A 15,771-nucleotide genomic window follows, 5' to 3' on the forward strand; every position below is an offset into this window, starting at 1 on the left:
TATCACTGGAGGTACCAGGTGGCCCACCCCGTGATGGTCGAATCGGGTGAACGCACCGACCGCGATGAGCTGTTGCGCGACGTGATGGACCGCATCGGTGACAAGTGGTCGGTCACCGTGATCTGCCGACTCGACGACGGCCCGCTCCGGTTCAACGCGCTGCGCCGGGCGGTGAAGGGCATCACGCAGCGAATGCTGAGCACCACGGTGCGTCGTCTCGAGCGTGACGGCCTGATCAGCCGCACTGTCGAGCCCACCGTGCCGCCCCGGGTCGAGTACGCGCTGACCGAACGCGGACGCAGCCTGCACGGCGTCCTTGCCGAGCTGGTCGCCTGGACCGAGGCGAACCTCGAGGCGATCCGCCGCGACCGCGAGGAGTACGACGCTGCTGCACGGTCTCACGCCGAGCAGTGACGAGGCGCCGTGCCGGCGGCCCGGCCGAGGCAATGGCCTGCTGAACCTGAGGCGCCCAGCTCGCCGGTGAGGCCGGTCCAGGGTGCGGCGCCGCCGGTGTGACGGACCCGCTCGCCGTGACGGCCCTGCTTCTGCCGCCGCGAGCCTGAAGGCGCCGCCCGCACGCGGTGACCGGCGGCGGCTGGCTGTGACCGACCGACGGCGCGGGAATCAGGGGCAACCACCGCACGCTCCGCACGGCTTGGCCCTGGAAGGGCGGGTCAGGCGGCGCCGGGGTCTGCGCGCAGGAGGCGGTGGACCAGGATGCTCCAGCTGCCGGCGAGCGGGCGGCTCGCGGCCGGCGAAGCAGGAGCGTCGGATTCGGGCAGAGCCGGATACAGCAGCAGCGGGCCTTCCGGCGCGCCGGTCAGCTGGATGGCCAGACTGTTCAGGTCGGGAAGGTCCAGCCCCGCTTGGCCGAGCAGCATACGCAGGTGAACGCGGGTGATGGTTGCCTCACCGGCCGGAACGGGCTGATTGCGGTCGAGAGCCGCGCGGGCAATGCCGTGGTGATCCAGCAGGAAGGCGGTGCGGGCCCGCCCGTAAGCCACCATGCGATCGAGTGCCGGTGCCCCCGGCCCCAGCGGGGGCGGGCAGTACAGCACTTGCTCCTGGAAGATGCACTCGTCGGCGTCGAGCAGGCTGCGAAAGATCCGGCGCGCGTGCCGAAGCGCCGAAACACGGTGCCCTTGCCCAATCGGAGATCACGGGGGCGACCCCGTGGGGGTGTCCTCCGCGCTCCACGAGGTGAGGATGCGCAGTGCTTCGTCGGACGGGCTGTCCGGTTCGGCGGTCAGGACCATGAGTCGCTTGTCCGGGTCGTCCGGGCCGGCCCAGGTGTCGCATTCCAGGGTCAGCGGGCCGGCCAGCGGATGCCGGAAGTGCTTGGTGCCGTAACTGGCGGACGATACGATCCGCCCGGCCCACCATTGCCGGAACTCCGGGCTGCGCAACGACAGTTCGCCGACCAGAGTCGCCAGGCGCGCATCGTCCGGGTTCCCCGCGGTCTCCAGGCGCAGGGCGGCCGCGCTGAGGCGGGCTGCCGCTTCCCATTCGACGTGGAGGCTGCGCATCCCGGGGTCCAGGAACAGCAGACGGGTGTAGTTCCGTTCCGCCGGGGAGAGCTGCGCGAAGTCCAGGTACAGCGCCGTGGCGGCGGCGTTCCAGGCGAGGATGTCGTTGTAGCGTCCGAGGACCATGGCCGGGGAGCGGCCGAGCTGATCCAGCAGCCGGTACATCGACGGGCGCACCCGCTGTGGCCCGCGGCGGATTCGGCGAGCGGCCGGTTTGCCGGCGAGCCCGTAGAGGTACGCCTGCTGGCCCGCGTCGAGCCGGAGCGCCCGCGCCAGTGTGCCCAACACCGTCGCCGAGACCTGCAGTCGGCCTTGCTCTATCCGGCTGTAGTAGTCGACGCTGATCGACGCCAGGCTTGCCACTTCCTCACGCCGAAGGCCGGGCACCCGCCGTGGGGTGCCATCATCGGCCAGATCCACCGCCGCAGGGGTGAGTTCAGCGCGGCGGGCCTTCAAGAACGCGCCCAACTCGGCTCGCGTCGACTTGTCATCGGTCATCTCTGTCATCCTTGCTCCGCATGGCACCCGCCGGGAAGCCGGATGTTTTCCGCTTCCCGGCGGGGCGTTTCGGTTTCCGTGCTTCCCCCTTGCGCGCCCCCTCGCACGGGTGGTTCTCGGCACTCGCTCTCGGGCTCGATTGCCCGATGGTGGTGTGTGTGGCGCTCAGGCCGCCGGCTTGTCCGGCGAGAGGCCGGAGCCGAAGAACTCGGTCAGCTTTTCCACAGCGGGCTCGACGTACTGGGCCTTGTCGTAGAGATCGACGTGGCTGGCGCCGTCGATCCAGTGCAGTTGCTTGGGTTCCTGTGCCTCGGCGTGAGCATCAACGGTCATGTGCCGGGTGATCGCCCCGGTGCCCACGATCATCAGCAGCGGTCGCGGGGCGATCAGGTTGATGAAGCGGAACGCCTCGAAGGTGGCGATCCTGTCGATGCTGGACCAGGTGAACTCCTTGGCCGAACGCGGGTGCTGGGCGCGGTCGGTGCAGTAGTAGTCGAAGCCTTCGAGTCCGTGCCGGCCGCCCGTCTCGTAGGCCTGCTCGGCCGTGGCCGGGAAGATGGGGAAGCAACCGGTGCCCTCACCGCGCGCCTCGGAGGTGCGTGCCTGGGCGGCCAGGTCCAGCAGCCCTTGGATCACCGCCGGAGCCTGGGTTCCGTCAGGACCTTCACGGTAGCTCCGCCCGACGTCGACGGCGCTGACGGTGGCGACCGCCTTGATGCGGTGGTCGGTGGCCGAGGCGGGCACGACGTAGCCCCCGGAAGCGCAGATGCCAAGAGCACCGATGCGGTCGGCGTCGACCTCGGCGCGGGTGCTCAGGAACGAGACGGCGGCCTTGAGATCCTCGACGCGCTGTGCGGGATCCTCCAGGCCGCGTGGTGTGCCCCCGCTTTCGCCCTGGTGGGCGGCGTCGAAGGCGAGCGCGACGAATCCGTGCTCGGCCAGACGGCGGGCATACAGGCCCGCAGCCTGTTCCTTCACACCGCTGGCCGGGTGTCCGACGACCACCGCGGCACGCGGCCCGCCCTGCTCGTCGTCAGGGGTGAAGAGATGGCCGGCGACCGGGATGCCGGCGCTGTCGAACGTTACGTCCGTACGCATGGATGGTTCTCCGAAACGATGCTCTTGACGCGGAAACCGATCGAGTTCCCGAGCCCCGGCGTGGTGCCGGGACACGTAGGCCAGGCTCCATGCCGCGGTGCTGCGGCATAAGGGGAGAGTTCTTGCCGGGGCAGGATTCCTCCCACCCGGTCCCGGCGGGCTCAGCTGACGGCGACGTGAAAGACGGAACGGGCGTTGGACAGCTCACGGAAGCCCCAAACGCCGTGATAGCGGCCGTAGCCGGAGGAGTTCACGCCGCCGAAGGGCAGGTTCTCCTCGGCCCAGTGCACGGCGTGGCCGTTGATGGTGACGCCGCCGGAGGTGGTGTTGTCGAGCATCCGCTCGATGAACGCGTCGTCCTTGGAGTAGACGGAGAAGCCCAGCGGCTTCCCGAGGGCGTCGGAGTGGGCGAAGATCTCCTCCTCGTCCGTGTAGGTCAGCACCGGCAGAATGGGGCCGAAGATCTCCTCCTGGATGATCTGGGTGTCCCGGGGAACGTCCACGAGGACCGTCGGCTCGATGACCAGGTTGTCCGCGTCGGTCCTGCCGCCGAAGGCGACGGTCGCGCCGCGCGCGATGGCTTCGTCGAGGTAGCCCTTGACGCGCTCGTAGTTGCGCTTGTCGACGAAGCGCCCGTCCCTCTGCCACTGGAACTCGCCGGCCTCGTCGTAGTACGCACCCTTGACCGCGGTGACGTACGTCTCGACGAAAGCATCACGCAAGTCCGCGGGAACCCACGCGTAGTCGACCGACAGGCAGGTCTGGCCGTGGTTGTAGATCTTGCCGCCCAGGAACGCCTGAGCGACCAGGCCGAGGTCGATCGTGCGGTCCACGATGGCCGGGCTCTTGCCGCCCAGTTCCAGGGTGAACGACGCCATGTGCCGGGCGGCCTTCTCCACGATGATCTTTCCGACGCGGGGGCTGCCGGTGAGGAAGATGTGGTCGACGGGCAGGTCGAGCAGTACGTCGTTGGTGCCGCGCACCCCGTCCCGTGTGCTGACGTCGTCGTCGTTGAAGACCGCGACCTCCCGCTCGTCGAAGACGGCGCGGACGATCCGCTCGATCACCTCGCCGGTCGCGGGTGCCATCGAACTGGTCTTGGCCAGGACCACATTGCCCGCGGCAACGGCCTGGATCAGCGGGGAGAAGAACATTCCGATCGGGAAGTCCCAGGTGCCGAACAGCAACACCACACCGCGGGGTTCGTACCGGACGAAGACGCGTTCTGCGGAGGGTGTGGCCGGTGACTTCGCAACGGGCAGCGGCGCCATCCAGTCCGCAAGCTCGTCCCGGACCTTGTCGAGATTGCCCATGACGGTCTGGATCTCGTCCCGGTTGTCGGCCGGGCGGCCCAGGTCCTCATGAATGGCCCGGCCGATCTCGTCCTGCCGCTTGAGGATCTCGGCGCGCAGGCGCTCCAGACGCTCGACGCGCTCCGCGGCGGTGGTGTGCCGCATGACGCGACGATGGCTGCGCTGGGCCTGGAAAATGCGCTGAATCTCGTCGGGCTCGAGCATGGTGGTGCTTCCTCTCCTGACGTGCGCAGGGCACGGCCTGTGGGTGGGAATGGGGGGTGTCCGGATGGCGCGCTGCGTACTGCAGGGCCCCGTTCGTCCGGGGGTGACGGCCTGGTCCAGGCGGCGCGCGTGGGTCGGCGTGAAGGGAGGCTCGCCATGTGGCGCCCGTCCGCGTTCTCACCCACGCTAACGCGCCGACGAGCAATGTGACAACCCTCTTACATTGGCGTCCGGGTTATCGTGTCGGCGACTCCTTGAGGGCCGGAGCGGCGCGGGTTACGCTCTATGTGATAGGCCTATAACATCTGTCGGCCGGCCGGCCGGCGCTCGCCCCACTCACGGGAGATCGGTGCCCCACAGCGACGACCCGCACCCGACGCAGCCGCGTCAGCGGCGCAAACGTGCGTACCATCACGGCGACCTGCGGGCCGCCGTGATCGACGCGGGCTTCGCACTGCTCGCGGAGAAGGGGCTCGACGCCTTCTCCGTCGCCGAGATCGCCCGGCGGGTCGGTGTCAGCGCCGCCGCTCCGTACCGGCACTTCGCCGACCGTGATGAGATCGTCGCCGCCATGGCGACCCAGGCGGCACGCGAACTGACCGCTGAGATGCGGGACGCGGTCGAAGCGGCAGGCGACGAACCGGTCGAGCGTTTCGCCGTGACCGCCGGCGTCTACGTGAGGTACGTCGCCCGGCGAGGTGCCGGGTTCAACGTCATCTTCGCGACCCGTCTGCAGAAGTTGCGCGACGAGTCACTGGCGGCCGCAGGGCGCGAACTGATCGACGTTCTGCTCGATCTGGCTGTCGCGACCGGCCGGGCTCCGGCCGAAGCCCTGGTGCTGATGGAGCGGCACATCGCCCTGGCCCACGGCTACGTCGGCCTGTTCCGAGACGGGTTCTTCCCGCAGCGCAACGCCCTCGACGAGGTCGCGGACCACGCGATCGGGGGAAGCCGGGATCTCACACGGCGCGCGAGCGCACAGTGACCGACAGGGCCCGTGCCGGCCAGCTCTGAAAAGGAGCCACGGCGGCTACGGCCGGAGCGGACGACTGGCTGAGTTCGCGGGCCCTCACGCCCGGGCGGCGGGTGGTCGCCACTGCGGCCGGCGCTGGGGACGGCAACGGCCCCACCCGCGTTCGATCCGCGGCTGAGGACGGCGATCCCGCCATGTCCGCGGGGGTACGAGGCTGTCCCGCGGGCCGGTCGGTTTGTTGCCGACGACAGGACTGTCGCACTGACCACGGCTGTATGGCCGTGTGCCGATCGCCGGGCTGCTGCGGCGGGCAGGCGGGGGAAGGCATCTGCCCGCCGCAACAGCGGTCCGATGGATCAGGGGCTGACGGCCACCGTGGTTGATTCGGTGTAGAACTGCCGGGCTGCCAGACCCTGTTCCCGGGGCCCGAAGCTGGACTCCTTGGTGCCGCCGAACGGCGCCCAGTGGTCGAGCCCGGTGGTGGGGGCGTTGACCCGGACCATCCCGGCCTCCAGGTCGCGGGTACGGGTCAACGCCGCCGTCAGATCACGCGTGTAGAGGGAGGCGGACAGGCCGTACGGCGTCGCGTTGGCGAGCTCGAGGGCGTGCTGGGAGGACCGGGCATGCAGCAGGGCGGTCACGGGAGCGAACACCTCGTCGGTGGCCAGGATGTCGTCGGCGCCCGCGACCTCGACCAACGTCGGTTCGAGGTAGGAGCCGGGATGGTCGGGACTCGTCCCGCCCGTCAGCACCCGCCCGCCGCTGGCGGCGACGGCGGCCAGGGCGCTGTCCCGGGAGGCCTCGTCGATCACCGGGCCGACCTGGCACTTCGGATCGGACGGGTCAAGAACAGCAAGGGCCTTCACCGCTTCGACCAGGGCGTCGCGGGTGTGCTCGTAGACGTCCTCGTGGACGATGATGCGGCTGGTGGCGGTGCACTTCTGTCCCGCGTAGGCGAATGCCGAACCGACGATGCCGGCAATGGCCCCCTCCACGTCGGCATCGGCCAGCACCACGGTGGGGTTCTGGCCTCCCATCTCCGCCTGGGCGACGCCGCCGCGTGCGCCGACCACAGCCGCCACCTGACGGCCCACTTCGGTCGATCCGGTGAACGACACGGCGCCGATGGCAGGCGACTGGGCCACCAGGGCCCCGGTGCCCGGCCCGACCGCCTGCAGCAGGACGCCCGGGGGAAGGTGCCGGTTGAGGATGTCCGCCAGGACCTCGGCGGTGCCGACGGCCTGTGCGGACGGCTTGAAGACGACCGCGTTGCCGTACGCCAGGGCCGGCGCCAGCTTCCAGGCGGGAATCGCCAGGGGGAAGTTCCACGGCGTGATCAGCCCTACCACGCCCCGTGGCCGTGACTGGGTGAAGGTCAGCGCCCGGGCCTCGCCACCCGGCAGCACGTCGCCCTCGGGAAACAGCGCGGTCTGCGCGAAGTAGCGGAAGGTCCGCTCCGCGCGGACGACCTCGCCCCGGGCCTCGGTGATGGGCTTGCCGACCTCGCGGGAGATCAGGTCGGCGAGACGGTCGGCCTCGGCGGCGATGCCGTCCGCGGCACGGGTGAGGGCGACGGCTCGCTCCGGGGCGGCGGTGCGCGCCCAGGCGCGGCCCGCGTCCGCTGCGAGTTCCAGCAGGTCCGCAAGCCGGTCGATCGGAGTCGCGGGGACTTCGGCGACTGTTTCCTCGGGATCGTGCGGATTGGTACTGCGCACGGTGGTCACGAACAACTCCTCGGGGGCTGGTGGCTCACGGCTGGTAGGCCGCGAAAACCTTGTCGGACACGAACAGGTGGGATCCCACGAACTCCGACCAGGTCGGCGTGGTGCGGCCCAGTTCGCTCATGGCGCCCAGCAGGGCCCACCAGTTGAGCAGTTCCTGCTGGCCGGCGGCCTCGGCCTGGGCGAGGCTGGTGGAGCGCCACACGTCCAGGTCACCGTCGACCAGCGCCCGGTACAGCCGCTGGTCGGCGGCGGTGTCCGGGAAGAGATGGTGCGTGGACTCCACGAGGAAGCTGTGCGACCAGCTGGAGGAGGCGATCAGGGCGACGCGCCAGGGGCTTTCCGCGGCCGCGCGGGCGACGGCCGCGCCCACCTGCATGACCCGGGCCGGTGACGGGCTCGGCGGATCCAGCTCGCGGATGTCACCGAGGGCGCTGATGTTGCCCTGGTAGCTGATCACCCGGCGGCCGTAGCAGTTGATGGGGAAGGCGACGACCGGGTAGCCGAAGCCCCGCCGCTCGTAGTCGAGATACAGGATCGTGTTGAGGAAGGCGTGCGGGAAGCCCGGATGGTGCAGCGGCTCGTAGGCGTAGGAGACGTCGATGTCCTGCTCGAGGAGGGCGCTCGTGAGGTACTTGGCCGCCTCGCGGTGGCCGCTGACCCGGATCTCGTGGTCCTTGGGCTCGTCCCATACGTTGTGGTCGCCCATGACGTTGGATTCGGCCGAGTGCTCCCAGGGACGGACCGTGAGGTCGTCGTAGGCGAGTACGGAGTAGGGCGGGACGATGTCCTCGCGGAAGTTCTCGTACTGGTCGTCACCCCAGATCACCACGACGTCGGGGTTGAATGCGTCGAGCGCCTGCCGTGCCTTGGCGAACTGTGCGACCAGGGCCTCGCGGTGGCGGCGGCCGGCCTGCCGGCCCTCGTCGGAGGCCCACTCCGCGCGCGCCGGTGCGGGCCAGTTGGCCGGGTCGCGGAGCGCTTCGGGAAGCCCGGGATCGGCGAGCGCGCGCTGGAACACACGGGTCAGGTTGTCGTTGGTGCCGCTCAGCGGCGGGTAGTGGGTTACTCCGAGACCGAGCACTTCTGCCATGGTCCTCGCCTTTCTGGGGTGGTGCTGCCGCGGCCGGGCAGGAGAAGAAGGCACGAGTGGGCCGCAAGTGGCCGCGCCCGCGCGGGAGTTGTGTGGAAGGTGTCAGTCCAGCAGCGACTGCCAGCGCCGCCAGAAGGCGCGCATCTGCAGCTCGTCACTGGCCATGCTGGGCTGTCCGGCGTGCTCACGGTGCATGCCGCGGGAGATGTCCGACCAGGTCACGTCCGGGGCGGTGCGCAGTCCGGCCTGGCACGCCTCACAGGCCTCCAGGTCGTCGGGGGTGGCCAGGCCCGCGGGGCCCTGGAAGGCGATGTAGCTGTCCAGGCGCCGGGCACGCAGGTCCGGGTCCTCGCCGGCGGTCGCCAGGGACCACTGGTGGATCTTTGTGTGTCCCGCCGCGGTGGGCGTGATCGTGCGGATCACCACGCCCATGATGTCGTTGATGATCAGGTTGGGGAACACCAGCAGGTTGCGGTCCGTGAGCCCGATCATCTGCGCGCGCTCGGGGCCGTAACGGTCCACCAGCTCCTGGTACTTCGCTTCGACCTGCGGGCGGTTGTGGTCGCCGAGGGCAGGGGTCCAGCGGGCCACGGGGCGCGCCCACGGACCGTGGACGCAGATGACCGCATGGCCGTTGCCCAGGTCCACCGCCTCGGTGGTGTCGTCGCGGTCGAGCGTGTTGCCCTCCCGCTCCTCCAGGTACGTGAAGTACGTCTTGTGCAGGGGCAGCAGGTGGTAGCCGTCCAGGCTGTTCTCCACGAACAGCTTCCAGTTGGCGTCCATGGAGTATTCGTGGGCGCCGGGCACGACCTCCTGGTCATCGGCCTGGTCGGCGACCAGGTCGATGTAGTCGGCCGCTCCGGCCAGATACGTCTTGAGGTCGACGGCATCGGGGTCGAAGCAGAGGAAGTAGAACCCGCGGTAGTTGTCGACCCTGGGTGGCGAGAGCAGGCCCAGGGCGGCCCGGTCGAAGTGCTCTCCGTAGCCTTCGTCGCCGGGTACGCCGTTGAGCGCTCCGGTGCTGTTGTAGGTCCAGGCGTGGTAGAAGCAGCTCATGCCGCGGGCGTTGCCCTCGGGTACGCGGCACACCAGGGCGCCGCGGTGGCGGCAGGAGTTGTACAGCACGCGCTTGGCGCCGTCGTGGCCGTGCCAGAAGATCAGCGGCCGGTTGCCGACGTCGCGGGCCTTGAAGTCGCCGGGCCTGGGGATCTCCGACGCATGGCCCACGTAGAGCCAGCATCGGCCGAACACCGACGCCATTTCGCGTTCGTAGACGGTTTCGTCGATGAGGGTGGTCCGGTCGATGCGGAACGTGCCCGCTGCGACGTCTTCGACCACCCACTCCTTGGCGGAGGTGTTGCGTGAGTCGGTGACGGGGGTCATGGTCGACGCCTCCCTTGGCGCGGACGGGACAGGTCAGAGCAGCACACTCAGCTGCCCTCCTGCCGATTCGATGCTGTGGTCGAGGGCCACCCGGCGGCGCTTGATCAGCCAGGGCACGTCGCTGTCGCTGGTGGGGACGAGCAGGTGTTCGTAGACGCCGGCGTAGCGGTCGACGACCCCGCCGCGGACCCGGGTGACCTGGAAGACGCTGCGTGTCTCAAGACCGTCCGGGCTCTGCCAGACGCGAACGTTGGTGATGTGGCGCCTGGTGCGGGAACGGGGGCTCTCGGCGTGCGCGTGCTTGCTCTTGAGCCGGTCGACACGGCCGGCGAGCGTGTTCATGGAGTCGTGCACCAGGTGCAGGGTGGTCGCCGGGTCATGGCTGAGATCTTCCGGCGTCGGGATCAGGTAGACGGCGTCCGGGTGGAACAGGCCCAGCCACTCGTCGAGGCGCCACTCGTCCAGCAGCGCGGCCTCGTCGTAGAGGAATTGGCAGACGGCACTGATCACCGTGCTGTCGCGGACCCTGACGGCGTCGGCGGGAGTGGCGTGCCCGATGGTCGTGGACGTGAGGCCGTTGGGGATCATTGCGTCAACTCCTGTGGCGGCCGCCCGTATTCACGGCCTCGGTGTTGGGCCGTCAGCAGTTCGGCCAGTGTGGCGGGACGGGACCAGAAGGGGGAGTGGGACGTGTGCAGGCGGGTGATGTGGGCGCCGAAGCGGGTCCTGGCGGCCTGGACGGCCCAGTCGCCGGAGACGGCACGGTCCGCCTCGCACACGATGTACCGGGTGGGGGAGGGGACTTCCCCACCCCAGGAAGTCTTCTCGCTGAGCACGGTGGCAGCCTGTGGCCGCAGCCGGGATGCTGCCTCGGCGGCGTCCTCGGGCGCACAGTCGTGGTAGAAGAGGTCCGCGGCGACATCCGGTGTCCACCAGCTGCGGCCACGATCGTCCTTGAGCTGGTGGGGCAGGTAGCCGGAGTAGAACTCGTCGGCCATGGGCCGGGAGGTGGACAGCTGCTCGCGCCAGCTGGCTCCTGGAAGGGGCAGCAGACAGGACAGCAGCACCAGTTCACGTACCGGTCGCCGTTCGGCGTACACCGGGGCGATCAGACCCGCCATCGAATGGGCGACCAGGACCGTGGAGCCCGGGTCCTCGACGCAGTCGTCGATGGCCCGCAGATAGGCCTCGCTGTCGGCCGCGGGGTCGTCCGAAGGCAGCTCCACCGCGACGGCCTGGTGGCCTCGGGCCCGGAGTTCGGGCAGCACCCGGTCCCAGCACCAGGCTCCGTGCCAGGCGCCGTGCACCAGGACGAACGTGCTCATGACCTGGTCCGGGCGGCGGCCGCGGCAGCCTGTTTGTCGGCCAGGAGCGTGCCCCCGGCCATGACCTCGCTCGCGTCGACCTCGACGAGCCACACGCGCACTGCGGCCTCCGGGGTGCCGGTGGCACGGGCAGCCGCCGCGGACACCTCGTGCAGCAGATCCCGCTTCTGCTCCTCGGTGCGGCCCTTGGCCATGGTGATCTGGATGAACGGCATGAATTCAGTCCTTTCTGAGGGCGGCGGTCACTGGGCGCGCACGCTGACGCCGCCCAGGCGGCTGAAGTCGGCACTGATGCAGTCGCCCGCCCGCAGCGGCACCGCGGCGGTCAGTCCTCCCGACAGCACCAGCCATCCGGGCTTGAGGGAGCCTCCGCGCCGGCCGGCCGCGTTGGCCATCCACGCCACCGCCTGCGCGGGGTCGCCGCAGACCGCGGCGCCGGCTGCGGTGGCCACCTGCCTGCCGTTGACCTCCAGCACACAGCCCAGCAGGGACAGGTCCTTGGGAGGGGCGACGAACTCGTTGCCGAGCACGAACAGCGCCGAGGAGGCGTTGTCGGCGACCGCGTCCTGCAGAGTGAACTTGAAAGCCTGGTAGCGGCTGTCGATGATTTCCAGGCCGGCACAGACCGATGAGGTGGCGTCGAGAACGTCTCCCGCGGTGATGCCCGGACCCGCCAGTTCCTCCTTGAGCACGAAGACGATCTCCGGCTCCACCCGGGGATGGATCAGCCCGGACAGGTCCACCGGCGTCGTGGCGTCGTGGAGCATCCCCGAAGTGACGTAGGCGTAGAGGGGGTTGTCCACGTTCATGTCGAGCTGCTTGGCCCGCGAGGTCAGACCGAGCTTGCCGCCGATGATGTGCTCTCCGCGCTCCTCCTTGGTGCGCAGCACCTCGTGCTGGACGCGGTAGGCATCGTCGACGCTCAGCTCCACGTCGTGGCTGAGCGGCAGGATGTCCGTCCGTGCGTCTTCAGCGGCGATGAGGCGCGAGGCCAGGTCCTGGATGGTCACCGCGGTCGTTCCGTCCTGCAGATCGCTGCTCATGCGAACACCACTCCCACCGAGCCGATCTGTCCGAAGTCGGCGCGTACGTGGTCACCGGGGGAGACCGGCAGGGCACGCGTGCAGCTGCCGGGAAGCACGACGGCTCCTTCCTCGAGGGTGACGTCGAACTCGCCCAGCTTGTTGGCCAGCCAGGCAACCGCCGAGACGGGGTTGCCCAGGGCGGCACCGGTGGCGCCGGTCTCGGTGATCTCGCCGTTGCGGCGCAGCACCACCCCGAGCAGCCGGGGGTCGATGTCGCCGATGCCGGTGGCCGTCCCGCCCAGCACGACGCGGGCCGAGGAGGCGTTGTCCGCGATGGAGTCGTAGACGGTGATCTCCCAGTTCTCAATCCGGGAGTCGATGATTTCCAGGCTGGGTACGACGAACGCGGTGGCTCGCAGGACGTCGGCCACGGTCACTCCCGGGCCGCTGAGCGGACGGTCGAGCACGAAGGCGAGTTCGGGTTCCACGCGGGGTGCGAGCAGGCTGCCTGCGGGGATCTCGGTGCCTTCGAGAAGGAACATGTCGTCGAGAAGGACGCCGTAGTCCGGTTCGGACACGCCGAACTGCTCGCGCATGACGCCGGCCGTCAGGCCCACCTTGTGTCCGCGTACCCTGGCGCCGTCGGCGACGCGGTCGGCGATCACCATGCGCTGTACCTCGTACGCGGCCGGGATGTCCAGACCGTCGTAGGTCTGGGTGAGGGGCTTGACGGGCCGGCGGTCCCGCTCGGCTTCGGTGAGCCGGCGAGCGGCCTCCTGTAGCTGGTCTTTACGCATGCTCGGAGTCTCTCCAGGGCTGTGAACAGGAACAATGCGGTCGGTCCACCGGGTGGACCGGTGTCGGTGGCGGTCGGGCGGAGCCGCGCCGAACCGGCAGGGAAACGGGCTAACAGGGCTGGTCGGTGGAGTGTCCGGGGAAGAGCGGCGCCGCAGGATTGATCAACGTCATGGCGTTGTTCACGGCGGTGGCCGCCTCGCCGAAGCCCACGGCGATCAGCCGGACCTTGCCCGGGTACTCGGTCACGTCCCCGGCGGCGAAGACACCCGGCAGACTGGTCGCCATGGTGGTGTCCACCAGGATGCGCCGGTCGCGCAGTTCGACGCCCCACTCGGTCAGGGGACCCAGATCGGCGACGAAGCCGAGCGCGGCGACCATGCTCTGGCACTTGAGGGAGCGTTCGTTGCCCTGTTTGTCGGCGACCCGTACGTTCTCCAGGGCGTGGGTCCCGCCGGCTGCCACGATCTCGTGGCCGGTCAGCACCTCGATGGACGGTGAGGCCAGCATCCGGGTCGCGCTGTGTTCGTGGGCCCGGAAGCGGGCTCGGCGGTGGACCAGGGTGACCGACCTGGCCACGCCGTCGAGCAGCAGGGCCCAGTCCACCGCGCTGTCGCCGCCGCCGACGATGACGACGTCCTGGTCGGCGAGGTCCTGGGGGCGGGGCACGAAGTACATCAGGCCGCGGCCCTCGTAGGAACCGCCGGCCGGCAGCTGGCGCGGGGTGAAGGTGCCCACCCCGGCGGTGAGGATCACCGCGCGGCAGGTGACGCGTTCTCCTGCCGAGGTGGTCAGCGTCAGCGATCCGTCGTCGGTGCGGTGCAGTTCGGTCGCCTGCTGTCCGAGCAGGTAGAGCGGCTCGAACGGCGCGGCCTGGCGCAGCAGGCCGTCGATGAGGTCCCGGCCGCGCACCGAGGGGAAGCCCGCGATGTCGTGGATGGGTTTCTCCGGGTACATCGCCATGACCTGTCCCCCCGGCTGTGGGAGCGAATCGATCACGGCCACACGAAGTCCGCGAAATCCGCCGTAGTAGGCGGCGAACAGGCCGGCGGGTCCCGCGCCGACGATGAGGAGATCGACCTCGCGGTCTCGGGCGGAAGGGTCAGCCATCACGCACTCCTAGCTTCATTGCTGGTACTTCACGATTCCGAGCAGGCGCCCGCCGGGACAACGCGGTCGTTCCATTCGGCGGGCCGCCGTTTCGGGCTTCGACGCCGCCGGACCGGCCCGGGGCGGTCGTGCGCGGTGAGAGGGCGACACTCCGTGCCGCCGGGGCTCGTGGGGCAGGCTGCGGAGCGTCCGGGGGAAGGGCGGGCGCTCCGCAGCGGTCCGGGGCCGCCTGATCGCTGCTCAGTGGAAGACGGACTTCGGTTCCTGATACCAGGCCATGCTCTGGGGCCCCAACTCCCGGCCGATGCCACTGCGTTTCACACCGCCGAAGGGTGCGCCGGGATCGGGGAGGTAGCCGTTGATGCCGACGGAACCCGTGCGGAGACGCCGGGCCACGGCGTGGGCGCGGTCAGGGCTGGCGCTCCAGACCGTGCCGGCCAGGCCGTAGGGGGAGTCGTTGGCGATGCGGACGGCCTCGTCCTCGTCGTCATAGGGGATGACGCACAGCACTGGTCCGAAGATCTCCTCCTGGGCCACGGTGCTGCGGTTGTCGACGTCGGCGAAGACGGTCGGTTCGACGAACCAGCCCTTGTCCAGTCCCGGCGGGCGGCCGCCGCCCACGACGAGGCGGGCGCCGTCGGCCTTGGCTCGTGCGACGGCGCGTTCCACCCGGTCACGTTGAGCCCGGCTGATGACGGGTCCCACCTGCGTGGCGCTATCCAGTGCGGTGCCGACGCGCAGTGCGGAGGCAAGCTCGGCGAAGACGTCGACGACCTGTGCGTACCGGGAGCGGGGCGCCAGGATGCGGGTGCTGAGGAAGCAGGTCTGGCCGTTGTTGAGCAAGGTCGCCTGGAACAGCCGCTCGCCCATGGTGGACAGGTCCAGGTCGGCGTCGTCCAGGACGATCGCGGCGGACTTCCCGCCCAGTTCGAGCGTGAGTGGGCGGAGCAGGGGGGCGCAGATTTCGGCGATCTGCTGGCCCACGGTGGTGGAACCGGTGAAGGCGACCGCGTCGATGCCGGGATGACCCACCAGGTAGGCGGCACTGTCCGCCGACGCCGGAAGGAGATTGAACACTCCAGAGGGCAGGCCGGCCTCCGCGGCGGAGTCCATCAGGTGGAAGGCGTCCAGGAGGGTGTTGGGCGAGGGCTTGAGGATCACGGTGCAGCCGGCCGCCAGCGCGGGAGCGTACTTGGTGGCGGCGAGGCTCTGCGGGAAGTTCGACGGCGGTATCGCCGCCACCACACCGGCGGGTTCCATGCGCACCGTGGTGGTGCCGGCGACCAGATGCGGGCGGGTCTCCTCCGTGGGTGTGGTGCGGGCCAACTCCGCGTAGTACCGCACGATCGCCCCGGTCAGCCCGGACTCGATCTGACGCGAGACGGTGATGGGCATGCCGTTCTGGGAGGAGACGGCATCGGCGATGAGCTCGCCGCGGCGCTGCAGTGCGTCGGCGAGCCGGCCGAGGGCTTCACTGCGTCGCTGCGGCTCCCAGTGAGCCCATCCGCCGGGCGCGTCGAAGGCGGTGCGCGCTGCCCGCACGGCGGCGTCCACGTCCGCCGGACCGGCCAGCGCGACGCTGCCCAGGCACTCCTCCGTACTGGCGCACACCAGGGTGGTCTGCTCCGGCTGATGGGTACTCAGGGGCGCCACCCAACGCCCGTCGAGGTACAGCGACTCTGTTTTGTCCACCACAGGGTCTTCTCC

Annotated in this window: 15 protein-coding genes and 1 pseudogene; 2 read left to right on the forward strand and 14 right to left on the reverse strand. The window is 69.9% G+C overall.

The annotated features are described in order from the left end of the window. Positions 1-18: 18 nt before the first annotated feature. Positions 19-414 (forward strand): winged helix-turn-helix transcriptional regulator, encoded by a 396-nt coding sequence (locus tag ACJ9NR_RS38095; protein ID WP_412492890.1) that lies wholly within the window; start codon positions 19-21, stop codon positions 412-414. Between the two features lie 260 nt (positions 415-674). Here ACJ9NR_RS38095 and ACJ9NR_RS38100 read toward each other — a convergent pair whose 3' ends face one another. From ACJ9NR_RS38100 to ACJ9NR_RS38115, 4 genes are all read right to left on the reverse strand, one after another. Continuing rightward, the gene (locus tag ACJ9NR_RS38100; protein WP_412492891.1) at positions 675-1,007 is read right to left on the reverse strand and encodes a hypothetical protein; all 333 of its coding nucleotides are present in this window, start codon (positions 1,005-1,007) and stop codon (positions 675-677) included. A gap of 150 nt (positions 1,008-1,157) precedes the next feature. Then, on the reverse strand, positions 1,158-2,024 hold the full coding sequence (locus ACJ9NR_RS38105; RefSeq protein ID WP_491074832.1) for a helix-turn-helix domain-containing protein: 867 nt from the start codon (positions 2,022-2,024) through the stop codon (positions 1,158-1,160). 165 nt (positions 2,025-2,189) lie between these two features. Then, entirely contained in the window at positions 2,190-3,122 is a 933-nt protein-coding gene (locus ACJ9NR_RS38110) for an alpha/beta hydrolase (protein WP_412492893.1), read from the reverse strand. A gap of 161 nt (positions 3,123-3,283) precedes the next feature. Further along, on the reverse strand, positions 3,284-4,639 hold the full coding sequence (locus ACJ9NR_RS38115) for an aldehyde dehydrogenase family protein (RefSeq protein WP_412492894.1): 1,356 nt from the start codon (positions 4,637-4,639) through the stop codon (positions 3,284-3,286). 349 nt (positions 4,640-4,988) lie between these two features. On the opposite strand from ACJ9NR_RS38115, the gene ACJ9NR_RS38120 reads away from it, so the two are divergent. After that, positions 4,989-5,624, forward strand: coding sequence for a TetR/AcrR family transcriptional regulator (locus ACJ9NR_RS38120; protein ID WP_412492895.1), 636 nt, complete (start codon positions 4,989-4,991; stop codon positions 5,622-5,624). A 344-nt stretch (positions 5,625-5,968) separates the two neighbouring features. Here ACJ9NR_RS38120 and ACJ9NR_RS38125 read toward each other — a convergent pair whose 3' ends face one another. From ACJ9NR_RS38125 to ACJ9NR_RS38170, 10 genes and pseudogenes are all read right to left on the reverse strand, one after another. Further along, positions 5,969-7,336 carry an aldehyde dehydrogenase family protein gene (locus ACJ9NR_RS38125; protein ID WP_412492896.1) on the reverse strand — a complete coding sequence of 456 codons (1,368 nt, stop codon included), beginning with the start codon at positions 7,334-7,336 and terminating at the stop codon, positions 5,969-5,971. Positions 7,337-7,361: 25 nt separating this feature from the next. Continuing rightward, positions 7,362-8,426, reverse strand: coding sequence for a DODA-type extradiol aromatic ring-opening family dioxygenase (locus ACJ9NR_RS38130; protein ID WP_412492897.1), 1,065 nt, complete (start codon positions 8,424-8,426; stop codon positions 7,362-7,364). Between the two features lie 102 nt (positions 8,427-8,528). Beyond that, positions 8,529-9,809: an aromatic ring-hydroxylating oxygenase subunit alpha gene (locus ACJ9NR_RS38135; RefSeq protein WP_412492898.1), complete on the reverse strand. Its 1,281-nt coding sequence runs from the start codon at positions 9,807-9,809 to the stop codon at positions 8,529-8,531. Positions 9,810-9,842: 33 nt separating this feature from the next. Then, the gene (locus ACJ9NR_RS38140) at positions 9,843-10,397 is read right to left on the reverse strand and encodes an aromatic-ring-hydroxylating dioxygenase subunit beta (protein WP_412492899.1); all 555 of its coding nucleotides are present in this window, start codon (positions 10,395-10,397) and stop codon (positions 9,843-9,845) included. After that, positions 10,394-11,134, reverse strand: a complete 741-nt coding sequence (locus tag ACJ9NR_RS38145; protein ID WP_412492900.1) for an alpha/beta fold hydrolase — start codon at positions 11,132-11,134, stop codon at positions 10,394-10,396. Before ACJ9NR_RS38145 ends, ACJ9NR_RS38140 begins: the two co-directional genes overlap by 4 nt. Continuing rightward, a pseudogene (locus ACJ9NR_RS38150) lies at positions 11,131-11,352 on the reverse strand (tautomerase family protein); the annotation flags it as partial. The pseudogene ACJ9NR_RS38150 and the gene ACJ9NR_RS38145, both read right to left, overlap by 4 nt. Positions 11,353-11,376: 24 nt before the next feature. Continuing rightward, positions 11,377-12,177 carry a 2-keto-4-pentenoate hydratase gene (locus ACJ9NR_RS38155; protein ID WP_412492901.1) on the reverse strand — a complete coding sequence of 267 codons (801 nt, stop codon included), beginning with the start codon at positions 12,175-12,177 and terminating at the stop codon, positions 11,377-11,379. After that, positions 12,174-12,956, reverse strand: a complete 783-nt coding sequence (locus tag ACJ9NR_RS38160; RefSeq protein ID WP_412492902.1) for a 2-keto-4-pentenoate hydratase — start codon at positions 12,954-12,956, stop codon at positions 12,174-12,176. Before ACJ9NR_RS38160 ends, ACJ9NR_RS38155 begins: the two co-directional genes overlap by 4 nt. A gap of 109 nt (positions 12,957-13,065) precedes the next feature. Further along, positions 13,066-14,064, reverse strand: coding sequence for an NAD(P)/FAD-dependent oxidoreductase (locus ACJ9NR_RS38165; RefSeq protein ID WP_412492903.1), 999 nt, complete (start codon positions 14,062-14,064; stop codon positions 13,066-13,068). Positions 14,065-14,304: 240 nt separating this feature from the next. Then, positions 14,305-15,759 carry an aldehyde dehydrogenase gene (locus ACJ9NR_RS38170; protein WP_412492904.1) on the reverse strand — a complete coding sequence of 485 codons (1,455 nt, stop codon included), beginning with the start codon at positions 15,757-15,759 and terminating at the stop codon, positions 14,305-14,307. Between the last annotated feature and the right edge of the window lie 12 nt (positions 15,760-15,771).

Source organism: Streptomyces sediminimaris, from assembly GCF_047049295.1.
Lineage (GTDB): Bacteria > Actinomycetota > Actinomycetes > Streptomycetales > Streptomycetaceae > Streptomyces > Streptomyces sediminimaris.